This window comes from Streptococcus ruminicola (assembly GCF_011387195.1).
Classification (GTDB): Bacteria; Bacillota; Bacilli; order Lactobacillales; family Streptococcaceae; genus Streptococcus; species Streptococcus ruminicola.
Genome location: NZ_CP046919.1, coordinates 301551 through 315091, shown reverse-complemented (window position 1 = coordinate 315091; position 13541 = coordinate 301551). Strand labels below are relative to the sequence as shown.

At 35.3% G+C, this 13541-nt stretch carries 13 protein-coding genes and 1 pseudogene; 10 read left to right on the top strand and 4 right to left on the bottom strand.

Features of this window, described 5'->3' with window-relative positions:
• The first annotated feature begins 37 nt into the window (after positions 1-37).
• From hprK to GPZ88_RS01665, 4 genes are read left to right on the top strand one after another with little or no spacing between them, the layout of a single operon-like run.
• On the top strand, positions 38-970 hold the full coding sequence (hprK, locus tag GPZ88_RS01680; protein WP_020917207.1) for an HPr(Ser) kinase/phosphatase: 933 nt from the start codon (positions 38-40) through the stop codon (positions 968-970).
• Complete coding sequence (gene lgt, locus GPZ88_RS01675) at positions 967-1749, top strand: prolipoprotein diacylglyceryl transferase (RefSeq protein ID WP_074564134.1); 783 nt, start codon at positions 967-969, stop codon at positions 1747-1749. The genes hprK and lgt overlap by 4 nt, the downstream gene beginning before the upstream one ends.
• 23 nt (positions 1750-1772) lie before the next feature.
• A complete protein-coding gene (locus tag GPZ88_RS01670; RefSeq protein WP_014335086.1) occupies positions 1773-2192 on the top strand; it encodes a DUF948 domain-containing protein in 420 nt (139 codons plus the stop codon).
• On the top strand, positions 2185-2679 hold the full coding sequence (locus GPZ88_RS01665; RefSeq protein ID WP_158914276.1) for a YtxH domain-containing protein: 495 nt from the start codon (positions 2185-2187) through the stop codon (positions 2677-2679). Before GPZ88_RS01670 ends, GPZ88_RS01665 begins: the two co-directional genes overlap by 8 nt.
• Positions 2680-2746: 67 nt before the next feature.
• On the opposite strand, the gene GPZ88_RS01660 is transcribed toward GPZ88_RS01665, so the two are convergent.
• Positions 2747-3037, bottom strand: coding sequence for a DUF3270 domain-containing protein (locus GPZ88_RS01660; protein ID WP_014335084.1), 291 nt, complete (start codon positions 3035-3037; stop codon positions 2747-2749).
• A gap of 273 nt (positions 3038-3310) precedes the next feature.
• On the opposite strand from GPZ88_RS01660, the gene GPZ88_RS01655 reads away from it, so the two are divergent.
• Together GPZ88_RS01655 and GPZ88_RS01650 are read left to right on the top strand one after the other, a co-directional pair.
• Positions 3311-4237 carry a peptidase U32 family protein gene (locus GPZ88_RS01655; RefSeq protein ID WP_166043151.1) on the top strand — a complete coding sequence of 309 codons (927 nt, stop codon included), beginning with the start codon at positions 3311-3313 and terminating at the stop codon, positions 4235-4237.
• Between the two features lie 135 nt (positions 4238-4372).
• The gene (locus tag GPZ88_RS01650; RefSeq protein ID WP_166043150.1) at positions 4373-5662 is read left to right on the top strand and encodes a peptidase U32 family protein; all 1290 of its coding nucleotides are present in this window, start codon (positions 4373-4375) and stop codon (positions 5660-5662) included.
• A 56-nt stretch (positions 5663-5718) separates the two neighbouring features.
• On the opposite strand, the gene GPZ88_RS01645 is transcribed toward GPZ88_RS01650, so the two are convergent.
• Positions 5719-6048 (bottom strand): hypothetical protein, encoded by a 330-nt coding sequence (locus tag GPZ88_RS01645; protein ID WP_166043148.1) that lies wholly within the window; start codon positions 6046-6048, stop codon positions 5719-5721.
• 112 nt (positions 6049-6160) lie between these two features.
• On the opposite strand from GPZ88_RS01645, the gene GPZ88_RS01640 reads away from it, so the two are divergent.
• Positions 6161-6373: a YdbC family protein gene (locus tag GPZ88_RS01640; protein WP_014335080.1), complete on the top strand. Its 213-nt coding sequence runs from the start codon at positions 6161-6163 to the stop codon at positions 6371-6373.
• Positions 6374-6501: 128 nt separating this feature from the next.
• Positions 6502-7254, top strand: a complete 753-nt coding sequence (locus GPZ88_RS01635) for an HAD family hydrolase (RefSeq protein ID WP_166043146.1) — start codon at positions 6502-6504, stop codon at positions 7252-7254.
• A 63-nt stretch (positions 7255-7317) separates the two neighbouring features.
• On the opposite strand, the gene GPZ88_RS01630 is transcribed toward GPZ88_RS01635, so the two are convergent.
• Both GPZ88_RS01630 and GPZ88_RS01625 read right to left on the bottom strand, forming a co-directional pair.
• A complete protein-coding gene (locus GPZ88_RS01630) occupies positions 7318-8511 on the bottom strand; it encodes an MFS transporter (RefSeq protein WP_166043144.1) in 1194 nt (397 codons plus the stop codon).
• Positions 8512-8652: 141 nt separating this feature from the next.
• Positions 8653-9192 carry a TetR/AcrR family transcriptional regulator gene (locus GPZ88_RS01625; protein WP_166043143.1) on the bottom strand — a complete coding sequence of 180 codons (540 nt, stop codon included), beginning with the start codon at positions 9190-9192 and terminating at the stop codon, positions 8653-8655.
• A gap of 138 nt (positions 9193-9330) precedes the next feature.
• Between GPZ88_RS01625 and GPZ88_RS01620 the strand changes: the two are divergent.
• Both GPZ88_RS01620 and GPZ88_RS01615 read left to right on the top strand, forming a co-directional pair.
• Positions 9331-11093: pseudogene (locus tag GPZ88_RS01620) on the top strand (MFS transporter).
• A 287-nt stretch (positions 11094-11380) separates the two neighbouring features.
• Positions 11381-13537, top strand: coding sequence for an AAA family ATPase (locus GPZ88_RS01615; protein WP_166043141.1), 2157 nt, complete (start codon positions 11381-11383; stop codon positions 13535-13537).
• Positions 13538-13541 lie beyond the last annotated feature (4 nt).

Below are 13541 nucleotides of genomic sequence, written 5' to 3'. Positions count from 1 at the left end.
ATTTTACATTTTTTGTAAAAAGTTCATGGTATGAGACATGTCAGTTACTGTAAAAATGTTAGTCGACAAGGTAAAACTTGATGTTATCTACGGTGATGATGACTTATTATCAAAAGAGATTACAACGTCAGATATTTCACGTCCAGGTCTTGAAATGACTGGCTATTTTGATTATTATTCACCAGAGCGTTTGCAGCTTTTAGGGATGAAAGAATGGTCATATCTAACGAAAATGACCTCACACAACCGTCGTCATGTCCTAAGAGAAATGATTAAGCCAGAAACACCAGCCATTATCGTGGCGCGTAATTTGGCTATTCCAGAGGAAATGATTAGCGCTGCTAAGGAAAAAGGCATTGCGATTTTGCAAAGTCACGTTCCAACTAGTCGTTTGTCTGGTGAAATGTCATGGTATCTTGATTCTTGTTTGGCAGAACGTACAAGTGTTCATGGTGTCTTAATGGACATCTACGGCATGGGTGTCTTGATTCAAGGAGACTCTGGTATTGGTAAAAGTGAAACAGGTCTTGAGTTGGTTAAACGTGGTCACCGTTTGGTAGCTGATGACCGTGTGGATGTTTTTGCTAAAGATGAAGAAACTCTTTGGGGTGAACCAGCTGAGATTCTTCGTCATTTGCTAGAAATTCGCGGAGTCGGGATTATCGACGTTATGAGCCTATACGGTGCAAGTGCTGTTAAGGATTCATCACAAGTTCAATTGGCCATTTACCTTGAAAATTATGAGTCAGGAAAAGTCTTTGACCGTCTTGGAAATGGTAATGAAGAGCTTGAGTTGTCAGGAGTCAAAATTCCACGTCTACGTATTCCGGTTCAAACTGGTCGAAACATGTCAGTTGTCATTGAGGCAGCTGCCATGAATTATCGTGCCAAACAAATGGGATTTGATGCGACGAAGACTTTTGAAGAACGCTTGACCCAACTCATTACAAAGAATGAGGGGAACCAATGATTAATCCAATCGCGATTCAATTTGGTCCCTTTGCCATTCGCTGGTATGCGCTTTTCATTGTTTCTGGTATGCTTCTAGCAGTTTATTTAGCTATGAAGGAAGCACCACGACGTAAGATTATTCCAGATGATATTTTAGATTTTATTTTAATTGCTTTTCCAATAGCGATTATCGGGGCTCGTCTTTATTATGTGATATTTGATTTTGACTATTACGCTAGTCAGCCTTGGACTGAGATTTTTGCAGTATGGCATGGTGGTCTAGCCATTTATGGTGGTTTGCTGACGGGAGCCATTGTTCTCTTTGTCTTTTCTTATTATCGTGCCATTAATCCACTTGATTTCTTGGATATCGCTGCTCCTGGTGTGATGATTGCGCAAGCTATTGGGCGCTGGGGAAACTTTATCAATCAAGAAGCTTATGGTAAAGCTGTTAAGAGTCTTGACTACTTGCCTGATTTCATTAAAAATCAAATGTATATCGACGGTAGTTACCGCGTTCCGACCTTTTTATACGAGTCAATGTGGAACTTGCTTGGGTTTATCATTATCATGAGTGTGAGACACCGTCCACGTTTTCTAAAACAAGGAGAAGTGACGTTCTTTTATTTGATTTGGTATGGTTGCGGACGCTTTGTGATTGAAGGCATGCGAACAGATAGTTTGATGTTCTTAGGTATGCGAGTGTCACAATGGTTGTCAGCCGTATTAATTCTTCTTGGAATTGTCTTGATCGTTTGGAGAAGAAACCAAAAAGATATTCCTTATTATCAGGAATAAGTGCTTAGGAGATAGGAGATAAGATGTTAGAAGTAGCTTTGTTAATTTTTGCCATCGCTTTTGCAGTTATGGTTGGCGTTTTTATACCAATTGGTGTTAAACTATATAAAACAGTTGATGTTGTTAATGAGACTATTGAGGAGTCAAAAGAAACGATTAAAGTGTTGACAAGTGATGTGAATGTCTCGCTTCACCAAGCCAATGAAATCCTCGCTAAAGCTAACGTTTTAGTAGAAGATGTCAATGGCAAAGTATCAACGATTGATCCTTTGTTTGTCGCAGTAGCAGACCTTTCAGAATCAGTTTCTGATTTGAATGCGCAAGCGCGTCGTCTCTCTCAAAAAGCCACTCAAGCGACATCAAATGTTGGTAAAGCTAGTGCAGCTTATGCTGTCGGTAAAGTTGCCTCAAAACTATTAAAAAAGGAGAAAGAGCATGAGTAAATTATTGAGAAATGTGATTATTGGTGTTGCCTCAGGTGCAGCCGCAGCTTATTTCCTATCTACTGAAAAAGGTAAAGAATTACAGAAAAAAGCAAGTAAAGCATATCAAGCTTACAAAGAAAATCCTTCTGAATACCATCAAAAAGCTAAAGATAAGGCAACAGAATACACTGACTTAGCAGTAGACACTTTTAACGATTACAAAGAAAAATTTGAATCAGGCGAACTAACAACTGATGAATTTCTTGAAATTGTTAAAGAAAAAGGTCAAGCAGCTGCTGACTATGCGACTGAAAAAGTATCAGAATTAACATCAAAAGTATCTGATGTCGTTGATGATGTTGCTGATAAAGCAGAAGATGTCAAAGAAGATGTGGAAGCTGAAGTTGATGATATTATCATTGATTACACAGCAAAAGAAGATGAAACACCTTCTGAAGAACCAAAAGTTGAACCTGAAAAATCAGAAGAAGATACTAAAGCATAATAAAAAGGCGGTCCAAAGGGCCGCTTTTTTCGTATTAAAAAACTCCCAGCAATGGGAGTTTTGTTTATCAATGTCTTAATGACCAAATAATGCTTGAAACAGCTGACGTAATGGCTAGGCTGATAAGAGAGGCAAACAAGAAAGCCCAGATTGGCGCCAGATTCAAGACAAGTAAAAAGAAAGATACCACAACAGTGGAAATAGCAAATAAAGCGATACGGGCAAAGAACATGAGTTCCTTGAGCTTAGCGCTTCTGTGATTAATTTCCTGAAATTCGTAAAATTTAGGGGTATCATCTACCTGAAGATGTTGTTCTTGTTCTTCAAGGTCTTTATGTTGCTTTAACGGTGTTGGCATAATCCCTCTCCTCTATTTCAACTGATATCATACCATAAATTAATATATTTGTCACCTTTTTTTAAAAAAGGCTCTTGACTCTTTGTTAAAAATATGTTTAAAATAGTTGTTCCTCTTTTTTGTTTCAAAATGAGGATTTCTTTTTGAGTCTCTCCTCTCATAAAGTTTTGCTCATTCTGAAGCTAGATTAAAATACTTTAGAAAGCTATAACAAAAGGATTCTGAGGAGATCTGAGTGACGAATTGTTATAGGAGTGGTATAATTAAAACGTTATGGAAAAAATAATTATTACTGCGACAGCTGAATCTATTGAGCAGGTTAAAGAGCTCTTAGATGCAGGTGTTGACCGCATTTATGTGGGTGAAGAAAATTATGGTTTGCGTTTACCGCACAATTTCTCTTATGATGAACTTCGTGAAATTGCTGAATTGGTTCATGCTGCTGGTAAAGAATTGAGTGTTGCATGTAATGCTTTGTTGCACCAAGACATGATTAATGCCATTCGTACTTATCTAGATTTCTTGAAAGAAATCAAAGTGGATTATGTTGTGGCATGCGATGCTGGTCTTTTCCACGTCAATAAAGTTGAAGGCTACAATTTCAAGATGATTTACGATGCTTCAGTTTTCGTGACATCAAGTCGTCAAGTAAACTTCTGGGGTGACCACGGAGCAAGTGAAACAGTTCTTGCGCGTGAAATCCCATCAGCAGAGTTGTTCCAAATGTCTGAAAATCTTCGCTACCCAGCTGAAGTACTTGTTTACGGAGCAACTGTTATTCATCATTCAAAACGTCCGTTGTTGCAAAATTACTATAATTTTACACACATTGATGATGAAAAAACACGTGAACGTGGTCTTTTCCTTGCTGAACCAAGTAACAAAGACTCACACTATTCAATTTACGAAGACAAGCACGGTACACACATCTTTGATACTGACGACCTTGATATGATGCCAAAAATAACTGAGTTGGTTGAACATAACTTTACACACTGGAAATTAGATGGTATTTATTGCCCAGGTCATGATTTTGTTGAAATCGCAAAAATCTTTGTGAAAACAAAAGCCTTGATGGAAGCTGGTGAATTCACATCAGATCAAGCTTTCTTGTTTGATGAAGAAATCCGTAAATTGCATCCAAAAGGTCGTACACTTGGAACTGGATTCTACGAATTTGATCCAGAAGAAGTCAAATAAGGCTCACGCAAATAGCTGTTTATCATGATTGAGTTACTATTTCAGGGCATGATAAGCAGGATTACACAGTTAAATGGATAAAGCTTAGCGTTTATCAAAAATCATTTTTACTATCTTGAAAATAGGAAGATTATAATGTCAAAAAATAATTTTAAACGTCCAGAGGTTTTAGCACCTGCTGGAACTCTTGAAAAATTAAAAGTCGCTGTAGATTACGGAGCAGATGCAGTCTTCGTAGGTGGTCAACAATTCGGTCTTCGTAGCCGTGCTGGTAACTTCACTATGGAAGAATTGCAAGAAGGTATTAATTACGCTCACGCTCGTGGCGCTCGTGTCCACGTCGCAGCAAACATGGTTACTCACGAAGGAAACGAAGTTGGTGCAGGAGAGTGGTTCCGTCAACTTCGTGATATGGGATTAGATGCAGTTATCGTATCAGACCCAGCCATGATTACAATTTGTTTAACAGAAGCACCAGGTTTAGAAGTCCATGTGTCTACACAAGCTTCTACAACTAACTATGAAGCATTCGCTTTCTGGGAAGAAGTTGGTGTATCACGTGTTGTTTTGGCGCGTGAAGTTGGGGTTGCTGAAATTGCAGAAATCCGCAAACACACATCACTTGAAATTGAAGCCTTCGTTCACGGGGCAATGTGTATCGGTTATTCAGGACGTTGTGTCCTTTCAAACCACATGAGTCACCGTGATGCTAACCGCGGTGGATGCTCACAATCTTGCCGTTGGAAATATGACCTTTACGATATGCCATTTGGTCAGGAACGTAAAAGTCTTGAAGGTGAAATTCCAGAACCATTTTCAATGTCATCAGTTGACATGTGTATGATTGAACACTTACCAGATTTGATTGACAATGGTGTAGATAGCTTCAAGATTGAAGGTCGTATGAAATCAATTCACTACGTGTCAACAGTTACAAACTGCTACCGAGCAGCTGTTGATGCTTACCTAGAAAGCCCAGCAAAATTCGAAGCCATCAAAGGCGAATTGCTTGATGAGCTTTGGAAAGTTGCTCAACGTGAATTGGCAACTGGTTTCTACTACAAAACACCAACAGAAAACGAGCAACTCTTTGGCGCTCGTCGTAAAATACCACAATATAAATTTGTCGGAGAAGTTGTTGCCTTTGATGAATCAACAATGACAGCAACTATCCGTCAACGTAACGTTATCCTCGAAGGAGACAAAGTCGAATTTTATGGACCAGGTCTTCGTCACTTTGAAACAACAATCAAAGACTTGCACGATGCTGATGGAAATAAAATCGACCGCGCTCCAAATCCAATGGAATTACTAACAATCACTGTCCCACAAGCTGTTCAGCCTGGTGATATGATTCGTGCTTGTAAAGAAGGTTTAGTCAACCTTTATAAAACAGACGGTTCAAGCAAAACCGTTCGTGCATAATTAATGCAGTAATAATAAAAAAATGAACGACTGATAAACATTTGTGTTTAGGTCGTTCATTTTTTGTTGAGATTTTGCAACTGAGATTTTCTAACTGTCGGCGGCACTAAGCTTAGACGCTTGATGTCATCAATAGGAATAATGGTTGAAATGTTTTTTTGAAAGTTCTTCAAAATGAGCTTGCCATTTTTAGCATCGTATTTGACCAAATCCCCTGTGAAACTTTCGTCCTCATAAATGGCATGAAGGGCAAGATGCTTGTTTTGGGCTTCCTTGATGATGGTAATGATTTTATTAGCTTTTAAATTAATCTCACTTGTCTGTGGCGCTCGAAAGTCAATGTAAGCTTGCGCTTGTTTTTTAAATTGCTTAATAATATTTTTCATAGTCATTTATCCTAAAAATTGATAAAATGATTATACACCTTTTAAGAAAAAAAATAAATAATCAAAAGTTTAGAAATTTTTTTACGAATATATTAAGTAGGAGGAGATAAATATGTCAGAATTTAAATTTGAAATCGTTGAACACTTGCTTACCCTATCAGAAAGCGATAAAGGATGGACAAAAGAATTGAACCGTGTCAGCTTTAACGGTGCTGAACCGAAATTTGATATTCGCTCTTGGAGCCCAGATCACAGCAAGATGGGCAAAGGTGTGACACTTACAAACGATGAATTCAAAATCATTTTGGATGCTTTTCGTTCATGATAAAAAAGTCAGCTAATCATTTTTCAAAATGGTTGGCTGTTTTTTTGTGATTAAGGCTGGTCAAATGCCACATTTTCCTCTATAATAGCCCTTGTAAACGTAATCATAAGATTTTTAGGTGAGGACAAATGGCAAATTTGCAGTATAAAAACTATATTTTTGATTTTTACGGTACCTTGGTTGATATTGAGACTGATGAGAAAAATCCCCAATTATGGGCGCAAATGGCAGAACTTTATCGTGCTTATGGAGCTGATTATACTGGACCAGCTCTAAAGACACATTATGATGCTTTGATTAAACGCCAAGAAGAGCAGTTGCGTAAGCGACTAAAACTAGAACATGTCGAAGTTGATTTGGTTCATGTCTTTATCGAACTCATGTTAGAAGCGCCGCAAAAACATGCGACAGATAGTATCATTCTTGATTTGGAAACTTGGGGAAATCTGATTGCTCAGACCTTTAGAATGCTGTCGCGCAAAAAATTGCAAGCTTACGAAAATACGCTAGCCACTTTGAAAACATTAAAAGAAGCAGGAGCTACGGTCATTTTACTTTCAAATGCTCAGCGTGCATTTACCCAAGCAGAGATTGAAATGACAGGATGCAGAGAATTTTTGGATAAGATTTACATCTCATCAGACCATAAAATGAAGAAACCGCAGGTTGACTTTATGAACCTTGTCCTGAAGGAAAATCAACTTGACCCTAAAGAAACCGTCATGGTCGGCAATGACTTCACCAGCGACATGGCAATCGCACAAGCAGCAGGCATGGATGGCATTTTGCTAAACACCTTCCCATACAGCCAAGAAGACATTCAAAACCTTAACACCATGAATGCCAAAGTGATTAATGATATCAGTGAGTTGGTGGGGTGAGAGAATGAAAAAGAGTTTGGAAATTTTCCAAGCTCTTTTTATGTTATAAAGATTAGTAACGTTTCAAATGCTATAATTTCTTAACTTATTGTTTGAATAATAAAGTAAAGCGACTAAAAGCAAAACTCCTGCAAATAGCACAACAAAAATGCGCCATGATAAGAAAACAGCAATAAATCCAAAGAACAGAGAACCAATGGCAAGTGTTGGAATAGTTATTGTATAAAAAGCACTAAATACTTTTCCAAGGTGCTCATTTGGAATTTCAGTTTGTAAAATTGGCTTTTGAGCAACATGTGTTACTCCTAAAAATAGGCATGACATAAACCAAATTAGCAAGATGACGAAACGATTTTGTGCCAATGCAGTGGATCCAATTCCGATTCCAAAAATAACAGTTGCTAGCCAAAAAGCTTTACCGTAACTTAGTTTTTGTAGTAAAAAATTTGCCACAAAGGTTGTTCCGAGCAAAGTTCCCACAGCACAAGCAGATACTAAAAGACCGTAAAAGGCAGAGTTACCAACTTCTTTAGCAATTAGGAGTTGATAAACGTTGAATCCACCAAAGAGAAAGTTAAGAATAGCCACTCCAAGTGTAATTGAAAATACGACTTTATTTTTCAAAATAAAGCGAAGTCCGCTAAGGAAGTCTGTTTCTTCAATACTTTTTTCAATTTTTTCTTTAAATCTTATCTTTCTAAACAAAATGATTGATCCCAAGAAAGTAAAGACATCAATAAAAAGTAAAGGAATATAACTGATAACAGAAAGTAAGAATCCACTAATGGCAGTGAAGACGTATTCTGTTCCGTTGTAAGCTATAGACATATACATCTCTGCTTTTGCTAAATCTTTTGAAGCGACAATCTTTGGAACCAGCGCATCTTGAACAGTGTAAGTATTTAGCCCGACAGTTGAGGCGATGAAAACACAAGTAAAAATAATGGCTAAACTAAGATTAGCATTTATGCCTTTTAGGCACATTCCCATAATGATACCTAGTACTGCTAATAGTTGTGCCCACTCTAATAGTACTAATAGAAATTTTTTAGGGTGAGAGTCAATCTTCTTTCCAAAAACAAAAGAAAAGGTATTGGGAATAAAAATTAAAAAATTCAATAACCCAACATACCAAGCACTATTTGTCATTTCTAAGACATACCATGATAGAACAATAGTGTAAATTGAATCACCACAATTGCTAATTAGCCGTCCCAGAAAAACATGACTAAAGTCTTTATATTTTTTTAATATCATAAATCGTCCTTTCGCAGCTATAATTATAGCTGATCTCAATATTTTGTCAATATAAAAAATATTGAAACAATTCAAATGTTAATAGTATGATTAATGCTATTTAAATGGTAAGATAGAGAAAAAGCCACATAAAATGACCTTTTATAAAAACAATTTTTCTGTTTTGATGATGATTTCGCTGATTTCTTTTGGGCTTTTTTGAAAATCACTTTCAATCCATGCAGAAATGATTCGCTCAAAAGAAGCGCAGAAGGCTTGAATAACCAAATCATCAGAAATCTTAGTTTTTTGCTTGATTCGATTTTTGAGATTAACGTTGCTAGTAATCAATTCCTCTAGCAATACGCGAACCGTTTTAGAAAACTGCACATGCGGTGCTTGATAAATTGCCTTGAAATGTTTGGCATCTGATTTGATGCATTCGAGACTTTCAAGAATTTTCTCTGGTTTATCAAGGTTTCCTTTGGATAAAATATTTCGGAATTTTTGAGATGTCTTTTCACCGATTGTAGTAGCAAGATCGTCTTTATCAAGAAAATGCTGATAAAAGGTTCCTCGGCTAACGCCAGCTTTTTTGGTAATATCAGAAACACTGATTTCTGAATAATCTTTTTCAAGAAGTAATTCAATAAGGGCGTTTTTTAGTTTTTCAACACTGTTAGTTTTTCGAATATTAGTCATTTTTTATTAATTAGACACATTATTAAAATTTGTTATGTTATTTTGCTTGCTAATATTGTATTATTTTTTTGTAAAATATTAAAGCGTTGACTGACCATGTCAATACTTCACGAGGTTTTATGAAGAAAGGATAGGAATATGTCAAAGACAAGGAAACTATTTGGGTTTATTGGTTTAGTTTTAGCCATGTTTATGGGAGCTTTAGATGCTACTATCGTTAATATCGCTTTACCAGATATTATGAAGCATCTCAATTCTAGTCTGACGGATACAAGCTGGGTGGCAACAATCTATGTTTTAGCGATGGCTGTTTTTATTATCACGGCTTCAAAATTAGCTGACTTGTATGGTCGCAGGTTGGTCATGCTGATTGGTGTTGCATTGTTTGGGATTTTCTCTTTTGCTTGCATGACAGCAAGTTCACTAGGATTATTAATCTGCTATCGCTTTTTCCAAGGAATTGGCGGAGCTATTCTAACGCCGCTTGTTTTACCAATGGGGATTGCACTTTTTGGAAAATCAAATACCAGCAAAGTTTCAGCGGTTATAGGGGCTTTTAGTGCTCTAGCAGCCGCAAGTGGTCCAGTTATCGGTGGCTTTATCATTCACTGGGCAAGTTATAACTGGATTTTTGGGATTAATATTCCGATTGCTATTATTTCCTTTGTGCTCATTCTTTTTGGAAATGAAGAAACATATGACTTGAGTATTGCTAAAGAGATTGACTGGCTTGGTATGCTGTTTTTGACCTTTGCTTTAGGAGGTTTGACATTTGGTCTCTTAGAAGGTAAAGAATATGGTTGGAGTTCAGCCATTATTCTATCAAGCTTTGCCATTAGTTTGGTCGGCTTAGTTTTGCTAATTTTTGTCGAAGGCAAAGTAAAATCTCCGATTATTGAGCTATCGTTGTTTAAAGAAAAAACGTTCACAGCATCAAGTATCATTTATTTGATTTTTGGATTTGCAATCATTGTTCCCTCATTGATTTTGAATTATTTTCTTCAAAATGTTCGTGGGTTTACAGCTTTACATTCTGCCTATCTCATTGTGCCAACGTCTCTAGCGATTGCTGTCGGAATGCCTCTGGCAACAAAAATGTATCAAAAGATTTCTGCGAGATTTCTCATTATCATCGGTATGTTTATCGCAGCAGCTGGCTTTTCATGTTGAATCTAGTTCAGTTTGATACTTCAGAAACTATCATTATTTGTTGTAACGTTATTATTGGTCTTGGATTAGGATTTATGGCAATGTCCATGACAGCGTCTGTAAAATATCTTCCAGTTACTAAGGCAGGAATTGGTTCAGGGATTATCAATGCTGCTCGCTACATCGGTCAAGCAGTTAGTATGGCTTTACTTGTAACCATTTTAAATGGCAATATTAGCACCGCAAAAGACAATATCAGACACGATGCCTATGTCCAAATTGATAAACATGTTTTATCTGATTCTGTGAAATCTGTTGCTAAAATGGAAATCAAAGAAATCTTTGACTCTACAAGCAAGACAACTGACTCTTCTAAACAACAAAGCCAAATGTTTACGAAGGTAAAAGCTGCAGCTAAAAAAACTGACAACCTCCCACTTCCTAAAAAAGGTAGTGATTATCGAAAACTCTATGATGCTAACAGTCAGTTAGCTGCAGGCACAGAAAAAGTTGTGGCAAATCTCCCAGAGCAACTTAGCTCAGCACTATTGCCGTTAAGCCAAGGACAAACACAACTAGGACAAGGTATTCAACTTCTAGCCCAAAAAGAAGAACTAACTGATACCTTCCAAAAGATTAAAGACTCTAAAAACAAAAATCTTAGCCGAGCCTTTAACCAAGTCTTCATCATCGGTTCTTTGATTGTCCTAATCACAAGCCCACTTGCTTACTTCACCGATAAAAAAGAGTGATGGAGAAAATTTGAGTATAACAAAACCACCTGCTAAAAAAGTAGGTGGTTTTTAATGAAAAAAATCTAATTTTTAGATAATTAGAGTATTGAAAAAGATGATTAGAAGTATTAGAATAGTTAACAGATGTCATTATGGAGGAGTTTATATTTTAGTACTGTTAATTTTTTGTTATTAGATTAGATAAGATGCTGATATCGAATCATATAATCATATATGGATAAAACATGAGACTTCTTTAATGTATAATGACGACTGATTTCAAATTAATTATTATTGGAGATGCTATGAGAATTGATTTATCAGATGAACAAATATTTATTGATAATTATCTTGAGTTAGATAAGCCTATCAATTTTATTTTTGGTAAAAATGGGACTGGAAAAAGTACTATTACTAAATTGATTAATGAACAAATAGTTGATAAAGACGTAAGGATTTATCAAGGAATCAAGAGTGTGATTGCGAATGGAAAACTTAATTCGGTTGTATTAGGTGAAGAGAATGTAGCTGCTCAAAAGAAAATTGAGGCGTACGAAAAAGAAATTGTTGAACTTGAAGATTCAAAATTAAATTTTGAAGCGGAAAAACAGGATTGGAAAGATAAAATAATTTCTAAGAATACGGAGATTTCTCGTCAATCAAGAAAAATTAAAAGTTTTTATAGTGAGTCTGCAAAGAAAATAAAAAATAATCCCCTTCATATCGCTGTTCCTTCTTATCAGTCTCCAAACTTTGAAAAAGAATTGAAGTACGCCTTTCATTTGTCGGAGAATGAGAAGAACGATTGTAGAAAGTATTTAAAAACAGATGAAAAAATTGCTAAGAAAATTAGTATAAGAAAAAATAATTTTGTAGAAATACTAGAAACTACAAATTCTCTTTTAGAGAGTAAAGTTGAAGAAGAGCAATGTGTTATAAGATTAGATTCAGATGATAAGAAAAAATTTGCTCAAACAGGTATAGAAATTCATGAGAGAGGAGAGATTTGTTCTTTTTGTGGTAATCCAATACCGGATAAGGTTTTTGATGAATTAGAGACGTTTTTTTCTGTTTCTAAGATTAAGAAATTTGAAACAAGTTTAGAAAATAAAATTAGAGAAATTAAGCAAATAAGGTCAGAAATTAAATCTATTACGATAAAGGAAGATGATTTCTACCTACAGTTTCATGATGATATAAGAAACTATAAAGATGAGTTAGAAACTATTATCAATGAACAGGATCGGTTTTTAACGACTCTTGAAAATGCGTTAGTTTCTAAATTTGCTCAACTCTTTTCAGCTTCCACTCTTATTTCGACAGCAATTTTACCTAAATCCAGTGAAGATATAATTCTAAAATATAATAATATTGTCGAATGTAACAACTCGGAAAATTTACCTTGGTTAAAAAATTTTTCTAGAGATTTGTTGCGATTTGACCTAATTCATACCTATGTTTCTAAATCTGATTTGAATAGTCAATTAAAACAGTTATCGCTATTAAAAAATGAAGAATCACAGCTTATTAAAAAATTAAGTGAATCTGAAAATGAAATTGAGAAAGTAGAAAAGCAGATTTCAGAAATCCATTCAAAAATTTTAATTGAGATGGAAAAAACAAGATCTGAGAAAAAGTTAGCTAATAATATAAATAAAAAATTAAAGTTATATGTACCTTTTCAACTAGAACATGTTGAAGCTAAACAGGGAAATCACCAAGGATATTATAGAATTAAAGATGTTTTTTCACAGAATGACGAGTATAGAGATGTTAATTCTCTGTCTAAAGGTGAGAAAAATATCATAGGTTTTCTCTACTTCATTGAAAAGTTAAATGAACAGACTGATTCTCAATTGGATAAAATTATTATTTTTGATGATCCTATGGATTCAAACGATGATATGATGCAGTATATTATTGTAACTGAAATTCAAGAATTGATGAAGCAAATAGATAAGAATAAGAGGAATGATATTCTAATTATTATGACACATAATGTTCATTTCTACATAAATGTTAAATATAATCGTTTATATAAGGATGGTAAGGATCGCAATGGTGCTCATAAATCAGGTGACAAATTTATTCGTCTTCAGAAAACTGATTTTAAAACCAAATTTAAAATTCTTGATTCAGAAGGACAAGATTTTTCAACAAGCTATGAATTATTGTGGAAAGAGTTAAGATTTCTTTATGAGTATGATAGGCCTAACTTAATGTTAAACTCCATAAGAAGAATTATTGAGACATTTACTAAATTTAATAAGATAGATGATTTCTACAAAGATAACAGAGAGGCTCAAAAACTATTTAATGTAAATTCACATTCAATTGATGATTTAGAGGCAGATTTAAATGGAAAAAATAAAGAACAGATAGTTGGTTTATTAAAAGAGTGTTTCAAGTCGAATGGAGCAGAAAGGCATTACCAATTATACTGGAGGTCGTCTAATAAGTAACTAA

Coding starts and splice junctions, on each gene's coding strand:
- GPZ88_RS01630 (WP_166043144.1), bottom strand. CDS start 8,511: ATGATATTAAAAAAATATAAAGACTTTAGTCATGTTTTTCTGGGACGG.
- GPZ88_RS01645 (WP_166043148.1), bottom strand. CDS start 6,048: ATGAAAAATATTATTAAGCAATTTAAAAAACAAGCGCAAGCTTACATT.
- GPZ88_RS01665 (WP_158914276.1), top strand. CDS start 2,185: ATGAGTAAATTATTGAGAAATGTGATTATTGGTGTTGCCTCAGGTGCA.
- GPZ88_RS01625 (WP_166043143.1), bottom strand. CDS start 9,192: ATGACTAATATTCGAAAAACTAACAGTGTTGAAAAACTAAAAAACGCC.
- GPZ88_RS01650 (WP_166043150.1), top strand. CDS start 4,373: ATGTCAAAAAATAATTTTAAACGTCCAGAGGTTTTAGCACCTGCTGGA.
- lgt (WP_074564134.1), top strand. CDS start 967: ATGATTAATCCAATCGCGATTCAATTTGGTCCCTTTGCCATTCGCTGG.
- GPZ88_RS01655 (WP_166043151.1), top strand. CDS start 3,311: ATGGAAAAAATAATTATTACTGCGACAGCTGAATCTATTGAGCAGGTT.
- GPZ88_RS01640 (WP_014335080.1), top strand. CDS start 6,161: ATGTCAGAATTTAAATTTGAAATCGTTGAACACTTGCTTACCCTATCA.
- GPZ88_RS01660 (WP_014335084.1), bottom strand. CDS start 3,037: ATGCCAACACCGTTAAAGCAACATAAAGACCTTGAAGAACAAGAACAA.
- GPZ88_RS01670 (WP_014335086.1), top strand. CDS start 1,773: ATGTTAGAAGTAGCTTTGTTAATTTTTGCCATCGCTTTTGCAGTTATG.
- GPZ88_RS01615 (WP_166043141.1), top strand. CDS start 11,381: ATGAGAATTGATTTATCAGATGAACAAATATTTATTGATAATTATCTT.
- GPZ88_RS01635 (WP_166043146.1), top strand. CDS start 6,502: ATGGCAAATTTGCAGTATAAAAACTATATTTTTGATTTTTACGGTACC.
- hprK (WP_020917207.1), top strand. CDS start 38: ATGTCAGTTACTGTAAAAATGTTAGTCGACAAGGTAAAACTTGATGTT.